Source organism: Streptomyces sp. NPDC059456, from assembly GCF_042750055.1.
Taxonomy (GTDB): Bacteria; Actinomycetota; Actinomycetes; order Streptomycetales; family Streptomycetaceae; genus Streptomyces.
In genome coordinates this window covers 1-6,243 of sequence record NZ_JBHYVA010000510.1, presented here as the reverse complement: position 1 = coordinate 6,243, position 6,243 = coordinate 1, and the positions used below count along the sequence as shown (strand labels likewise).

Here is a 6,243-nt window from a genome sequence, read left to right as displayed (position 1 = left end):
GGGCGGTCTCGCTCCCCGGTCAACCCCCCCCCGGGGCCGCGCCCGTGAAGCCGGCCGGGGCGGGGCCCGACCGTATCGTCAACGGGGCCGCGGCCCCCGTACGCCCGGCGGCCGGGCTGCCCAGCCCGGGTCCGGCCGCTCCCGGGGAGGAGCCCGTCACCCCGACCATGTCGGCCCGGGCGAGCGCGGAGGCGTTCGCCGGCGCCGGGGGCGCCGGAGCCCCGGTCGAGGAGGCCGAGCCCGGCTACGACGCGGTCACCTGGCCGCCGGGGCCCGCGGGGGCGACCGTCCGGCTGCTGCTGATGCAGGGGGCGGGGCACACCTGGCCGGGTTCGACGATGCCGCCGCCCGCGGGGTTCGGGTCCGTGAGCACCGCGCTGGACGCGAGCACCGCGCTGCTCGATTTCCTTTCCGTGCAGCGGCGTTGAAGGACCCCGTCCGCTGCGGGCGCCCGCGCGCGGCGGGCATGGCGGCGTCCACCACGGAGCCGGCCCCGAGTGTGGTGGGCGCCGCCATGGGCGCGGCCGGTCGCGCTCCCTAGTGTTCAGCCATGACGAGCCAACTTCCTTTCCTGCGGGAGCGCGTCGCGCTGGTGACCGGCGGCGGCAGCGGCATCGGGCGGGCCTGTGCGGTCGCCCTGGCCGAGGCGGGCGCGAGCGTGCACGTGGTCGACATCGACGAGGAGTCGGCCGAGGCCGTCGCGGGGCTCACCGGCGGGCGGGCGCACGTGGTGGACCTCGCCGACCCCGCCGCGATCGAGCGGCTGCCGAGGGCCGTGGACATCCTGGTCAACAGTGCCGGCCTGCAACACGTCGCCCCGCTCACCGAGTTCCCGCCCGAGCGGTTCGCGCTGATCCAGCAGGTGATGGTGACCGCGCCGTTCCTGCTGCTGCGGCACGTGCTGCCGCACATGTACGCCGGCGGCTGGGGCCGCGTGGTCAACATCTCCAGTGCGCACGGGCTGCGCGCCAGTGCCTACAAGTCCGCCTACGTCGCCGCCAAGCACGGGCTGGAGGGGCTGAGCAAGGTCACCGCGGTCGAGAGCGCCCCGTACGGGGTGACCAGCAACTGCATCAGCCCCGGTTACGTCCGTACGCCGCTGGTCGAGGCCCAGATCGGACAGCAGGCCGCCGCGCACGGCATCAGCCCCGGCGAGGTGCTGTCGCAGGTGCTGCTGACCCGCTCCGCGATCAAGCGCCTGATCGAGCCGGAGGAGGTCGCGGCGGCCGCCGTGTGGCTGTGCGGACCGCACGCCGGCTACCTCACGGGCACCTCGCTCCCCCTCGATGGTGGCTGGACGGCCACCTGAAATTAACTACCGACCAGTAGACATGGGCTCCGATCTTGCGGATTCTGGCTCCGTACATGTCAAATTTCAGCCACTGAGGAGCGCCCCCACATGCGCAGCACCCGCGCCCGCGTACGCCTGCTCGCCACCGCGACCGGCACGGCCGCGGCCACCGTCGTCCTGATGCTGGCCCCGTCCGCCTCCGCCCAGGCCGCCCCCGCTCCGGTTCCGGCCCCGGCGGCCGCCCCGGCCTCGGCCACCTCCTCCGCGCCCGGCGGGAACGCGCTCCTGCGCGGGGTCGACTACGGCACGTGGAAGCGTGACGTGGCCGCGGTCATGGCCCAGGCGCGCCCGTACGTCGAGCAGCGGATCGCCCAGGCCCCGGCCGGCGAGAAGCCCGCGATCGTCCTGGACATCGACAACTCCTCGCTGGAGACGGACTTCCACTGGTTCTGGACCTTCCCGACCCCGGCGATCTCCGAGGTCCGCGACCTGACCCGGTACGCCAACGACCACGGGGTGGCCATCTTCTTCGTCACCGCCCGCCCCGGGATCATCCAGTCCTTCACCGAGCACAACCTCAAGGCGGTCGGCTACCCCGTCACGGGCCTGTACGTCCGGGACCTGCCCGACCTCTTCGACGAGGTCAGCGCGTACAAGACCGGCAAGCGCGCGGAGATCGAGTCCCGCGGTTACACGATCATCGCCAACATCGGGAACAACAACAGCGACGGGGGGGGGGGTCAGGCGGCGCGCACCTCCAAGCGGCGGTAATCGGCGGGCACGCTCTCCTCCCCGGGGGGGCGCGGCCGGCCGCCCCCCCCCGGGTGGCCGGCAACGGCGCCGCGGGTCAGCTGGGCCGGATCCCGTCACAGGTGATGCGCAGGTGGCGCGGGCCGCGCAGGACCGCGTTCTGCCGGTAGGGCGGCGGGTCCTCGATCAGGCGCGGGTTCTCCAGGCGGCGGGCGAGTTCGGTCAGCGCGAGCTGCGCCTCCAGCCGGGCGAGCGGGGCGCCGAAGCAGCTGTGGATGCCGCTGCCGAGACCCAGGTGCTGGATGTCCTTGCGGTACGGGTCGAACCGGTCCGGGTTCTCGAAGCGGTGCGGGTCCCGGTTGCCCGAGGCGAGGACCAGCCACATCGAGGAGCCCTTGGGGATGGTGATCCCGCGGACCTCGATGTCGACGAGCGGGGTGCGCTGGGGCAGCAGCTGCACCGGCGGCTCGAACCGCAGCAGTTCCTCCACCATGGGCACGGCCAGCCCCGGCGTCTCGCGCAGCTGCCGGAGGATGTCCGGGTTGCGCAGCAGGGTGAGCATCCCGTTCGTGATGAGGTTGACGGTGGTCTCGTGGCCCGCGATGAGCAGCAGGGCGGCGGTGCTGAGCAGTTCCATCGTGCTCATCGTCTCGTCCTGGCCGTGTCCGACGGCCAGTTGGGAGAGCATGTCGTCGCCGGGGTTCTTGCGCCGCTCCTCGATCAGCCCGGCCAGGTACATGCCGAGTTCCATCCGGGCGTCGTGGGTGGTCTTGTCCCGCTCCGCCGGATCGGCGTCGGGGTCCGGGTCCAGGCTCGCGGCCAGGGTGTCGGCCCAGACGTGGAAGCGTGCCTCGTCCTCGCGCGGCACTCCGAGCAGCCGGCAGATCATGGTGACGGGGAACGGGTACGAGAACTGGTCGACCAGGTCGATCTCTCCGGGGTCGCCGAGGTTGTCGATGAGTCCGGTGACGATGCCGTGCAGGTCGTCGCGCATCCCGTCGATGCGGTGCGGGGAGTGCGGCGGCCCGAAGGGGCGGTTGGTCATCCGGCGCAGCCGGTCGTGCTCCGGGGGGTCCAGCTTGAGGAAGCTCGGCGGCAGTGCCGCGGCCCCCTCGTCCTCGCCCTCGGCCAGCGGATCCCCCGCCGTGGCGGCCAGGTTGCGGGCGTCGGAGCTGAGCCGCGGGTCGTGCAGCAGGCTCTGGATGTCGTGGTACGTGCTGATGACGTACGGGCCTTCCCCGTCGTGGAAGACCGGGGTCTTGCGCAGCTCCTCGTACAGCGGGTACGGGTTCGCGCGGTTCGAGTAGTCGAGGATGTCGGTCAGGATGCCTTGCTTCATGCCGGGTCCTCCGGAGGGCGTGCGGGTCAGTGCCCGGCGGGGGTGAAGGTCATCCGCCGGTCGGCCGGCGAATATCCGCTGAGGGTGACGGTCGGGCCGTGCGTGGGCACGGACGGGTCCGGGAAGTCCGCGGGGAGCGGCTTCTGTCCTTCGGGGCGCCGGTCGACCGTGGGGAACGGCGGCGGGAAGGGGGCCGTGGCCTCGATCTGCTGCTGGTAGAACTGGAGCCAGCGCGAGTTGTCGAAGGTGACCGCCCCGATGACGCGGCCCTGGTAGCCGTAGACGCCGGTGAAGCGGCGTTCGGCGCGCGAGCCCTGGGTGATCATGATCTCGGTGCCCATCGAGGGCACGCCCACCGACTTGATGCTCACGCCGAACTGCGAGGACCAGAAGGCCGGGACCCAGATGTGCGGCCGGCGCTCGGTGCTCTCGCTGAGCATGTTGTGGGCCGCGGTCTCCGCCTGGGAGACCGCGTTGCCCCAGTGCTCCAGGGACAGGAACTGGTAGCCGAACAGCGGGTGCGGGGAGCGGGCCACGTCGCCCGCCACGAAGATGTCGTCGGTGACGATGCCTCGGATGTCGAAGGCCCGGCAGCCGGCGTCGCAGGCGATGCCGCGGGGGCCGGCGCCCAGCCCGGATCCGTTCAGCCACTCGGTGTTGCGCTGGGCGCCGAGCGATACGACCACGACGTCGCACTCCAGGCTGGTGTCGTCGGAGAAGTGCGCGGCGCGCACCCGTCCGGTGGCATCGCCCTCCAGGGCGGTGACCATGACCCCGGTGCGCAGGTCGACCCCGTTCTCCCGGTGGAGTTCGGCGGCGACGGCCCCGACGACCCCGCCGAGGGCGCCGACGAGGGGGGCGTCGCCGCGCTCGGCGACTGTGACCTCCAGTCCGCGCTCGCGGCAGGCGGAGGCGATCTCCGAGCCGGTGAACCCCGCGCCGATGACCAGCACCCGGCGCGGGCCCGCGTCGAGCCGCCGGGCCAGGGCAGCGCCGTCGTCGCGGGTCCGCAGGACGAACACGCCGTCGAGCTCGGCCTCGGCCGGGTTCGGCCAGGGCCGGGCCCGTACGCCGGTGGCGATCAGCAGCCGGTCGTAGGGCACCTCGTCGCCGTCGGCGAGCTTGACCCGACGTCCCGCCATGTCGAGGCCTGCGGCCGGTACGCCGAGGCGCCACTCGGCGTCGATGTCGCGGCGGCGGGGCAGCGCCGTGCCCTCGGCCGTGCCCATGCCGAGCAGTGCCTGCTTCGACAGGGGCGGGCGGTCGTACGGTTCGTGGGGCTCGTCGCCGATCATGGTCAGCGAGCCCTTGAACCCCTTCTCGCGCAGGGTCTCGGCGCCGCGCAGTCCGGCGAGCGAGGCACCGACGACGACGATCCGGCCGTCCGCCTTGAGGCGGTCCAGTGCTGCGTCAGCCATCGGAGTCCTCCCCGGCGGCGGGCGCGGTGGCGGCCATGTCCAGTTCGTCCACGATGATCGCCTGTACGGGACAGGCGGCGACGGCCTGGGCGACGCGCTCGCGGTGGGCGTCCTGCGCCTGCGGGTCGTAGAGCAGGCCTTCGTCTCCGTGCATCGCGAAGACGTCGGGTGCGAGGAAGGCGCATTGGGCGTATCCCTGGCACCGGTTGAGATCGACGACAAGCCTCAGCAAGGTCCAGTCCTTTCGTTGGCCCCTCCGACTCCCCGGCCAGCGTGCGGCCCGGGGAGCCGCAGGGCCCGTCCGGCGCGGCCATCGGGGTGACGGCCGGACGGGTTCACGGGATGCGGCGGGCGGGGATCACCGGTTACCGCGGGCGGTGCGCAGGATGTACAGGCTGATCAGCAGGGCCCAGGCCGGGAAGACCAGCTCGGACCAGGGCAGGGTGGATCCCACCACGAGCAGGACCAGGCCGGCCGCGGTGCCGATCAGCACCAGGGGCCTGGGGAGGACCCCGAGTTTGCGCCCGAGGGTCGAGGTGGCGAGGACGAAGACGGCGGCCATCCGCATCCCGTAGGTCGTGAGCAGGTTGTAGGCGAAGTGCCGGCCGAAGCCCGTGGGATCGTCCGCGTCGAGCACGGTTCCGGCGGCGGCGACGGCGCCGAAGAGGCAGGCGACGAAGACCAGGCCGCTGCCCATGAACACCGTGGCGATGAACCGGTCCTCGGCGTCGCCGGTGTGCTGGCGCAGCGCGCCCATGAACCACAGGAAGGCGATGCCCGCGAAGGGGATGAGTTCCATGGCCGTCGTCAGCTCGCTGCGGCGGCCCGGGGCGAGCGCCACCTCCTCGCCCCCGGCCCCCTCGGGCAGTGAGATCCGTGCGAGCACCATCGCCGCCGCCAGCAGGACGGCGAAGACCACCCCGGCCAGCCCGGCGGCCTTGGGGGTGCTCAGGTCGTGTGCCGGGGGCGTCCCGGCTGCTCCCTGTGTCATTCCTCCAGCAAGCCGCCCGCCGGGCCGCGGTGCCAGCGGGACGACCCGTTCGGGTGACGCCCGGGAGGCGCCGCCACCCGACCGCGGACCCGGGGCGGCCACCGGGCCCGTCGTGCGGATCAGGCCCTACGTGGCCGTGATCAGGATGCCGTCCGGTGCGTCCGCCCCCTCGGCCCGTTGCGGCTGCGGCCGGGGAGTGCCCGGGGCGCTGCCGGCCACGATCAGCGCGAGCAGGACCGCCGCGGCCTCGCTCCGCAGGATCCGGGCCGCCTGCACCAGGCGGTGCCGTTCCGGGGCCGGGATCGACAGGGCCAGGCATTCGGCGTCGGGCCCCGAGGTGATCGGGACCGCGGCGCAGACCGTGCCCATCGCGTACTCCTGGAGGTCCAGCAGGGGTGCGCCCGGGAGGCGGGTGTCGAGCTGCCGGAAGAGGTCGTCCCGGCGGGTGATGGTG

The 6,243-nt window shown here is 73.3% G+C and carries 6 protein-coding genes and 2 pseudogenes; 3 read left to right on the top strand and 5 right to left on the bottom strand.

Going from position 1 to position 6,243, the window contains the following annotated elements:
• The 3 genes and pseudogenes from ACFXA3_RS31950 to ACFXA3_RS31940 form a co-directional block, all read left to right on the top strand.
• Positions 1–428: pseudogene (locus tag ACFXA3_RS31950) on the top strand (hypothetical protein); the annotation flags it as partial.
• Positions 429–550: 122 nt separating this feature from the next.
• Positions 551–1,309 carry a 3-hydroxybutyrate dehydrogenase gene (locus ACFXA3_RS31945; protein ID WP_385192471.1) on the top strand — a complete coding sequence of 253 codons (759 nt, stop codon included), beginning with the start codon at positions 551–553 and terminating at the stop codon, positions 1,307–1,309.
• Positions 1,310–1,399: 90 nt separating this feature from the next.
• Entirely contained in the window at positions 1,400–2,062 is a 663-nt protein-coding gene (locus tag ACFXA3_RS31940) for an HAD family acid phosphatase (protein ID WP_385192468.1), read from the top strand.
• Positions 2,063–2,138: 76 nt separating this feature from the next.
• On the opposite strand, the gene ACFXA3_RS31935 is transcribed toward ACFXA3_RS31940, so the two are convergent.
• The 5 genes and pseudogenes from ACFXA3_RS31935 to ACFXA3_RS31915 all read right to left on the bottom strand — a co-directional run.
• Positions 2,139–3,380, bottom strand: a complete 1,242-nt coding sequence (locus tag ACFXA3_RS31935; protein WP_385192465.1) for a cytochrome P450 — start codon at positions 3,378–3,380, stop codon at positions 2,139–2,141.
• A gap of 26 nt (positions 3,381–3,406) precedes the next feature.
• Complete coding sequence (locus ACFXA3_RS31930; protein ID WP_385192463.1) at positions 3,407–4,798, bottom strand: NAD(P)/FAD-dependent oxidoreductase; 1,392 nt, start codon at positions 4,796–4,798, stop codon at positions 3,407–3,409.
• Positions 4,791–5,027 (bottom strand): ferredoxin, encoded by a 237-nt coding sequence (locus ACFXA3_RS31925; RefSeq protein ID WP_385192474.1) that lies wholly within the window; start codon positions 5,025–5,027, stop codon positions 4,791–4,793. Before ACFXA3_RS31925 ends, ACFXA3_RS31930 begins: the two co-directional genes overlap by 8 nt.
• A 129-nt stretch (positions 5,028–5,156) precedes the next feature.
• Positions 5,157–5,789 carry a hypothetical protein gene (locus tag ACFXA3_RS31920; RefSeq protein ID WP_385192460.1) on the bottom strand — a complete coding sequence of 211 codons (633 nt, stop codon included), beginning with the start codon at positions 5,787–5,789 and terminating at the stop codon, positions 5,157–5,159.
• A gap of 126 nt (positions 5,790–5,915) precedes the next feature.
• A pseudogene (locus ACFXA3_RS31915) lies at positions 5,916–6,243 on the bottom strand (hypothetical protein); the annotation flags it as partial.